The organism is Rhizobium sp. 01T444, from assembly GCF_056398305.1.
Genome location: NZ_JBFTPD010000351.1, coordinates 1 through 554, shown reverse-complemented (window position 1 = coordinate 554; position 554 = coordinate 1). Strand labels below are relative to the sequence as shown.

Below are 554 nucleotides of genomic sequence, written 5' to 3'. Positions count from 1 at the left end.
GGTTGCAGCAGGGCGTCCTTGCGCCACGAGCTCGGGTCGTAGATGTCGGCGTCGGTGGGCACGACGTTGAAGTCACCGGCCAGCACCGCCGGCTGGCCGCAGTCGTACAGCGTGCGCGCGTGGGTAGCGAGCTGCTCGAACCATCGCAGCTTGTAGTCGAACTTCGGCCCCGGCTGGGGATTGCCGTTGGGCAGGTAGAGGCAGCCGACGATGACGCCGTCGACCACGGCCTCGAGGTAGCGGCTTTGCGAATCGTCGGGGTCGCCGGGCAGGCCGCGGCCCGTCTCGATGGGCTCCTTGCCGCGCGCGAGGATGGCGACGCCGTTCCAGGACTGCTGCCCATGGACCAGCGCGCCATAGCCCGCTTCGCGGATTGCCGCGGCGGGAAAGCGCTGGTCGGGCGACTTCAGCTCCTGCAGGCAGGCAACGTCCGGCTTCGACTCGTCGAGCCATTCCAGCAGGCGCGCCAGGCGGCCATTGACGCCGTTGACGTTGAAGCTCGCGATCTTCATGGTGCTTTCACTGCGCTGTGCAGTCCGGACTCTAATCGGAGA

The 554-nt window shown here is 67.7% G+C and carries 1 protein-coding gene; it reads right to left on the bottom strand.

Annotated elements, in window-relative coordinates; translation table 11 throughout:
* Positions 1-512, bottom strand: a 512-nt coding sequence (locus AC1DTN_RS38870; protein ID WP_477925561.1) for an exodeoxyribonuclease III, incomplete at its 3' end; no start/stop codon positions are given.
* Positions 513-554 lie beyond the last annotated feature (42 nt).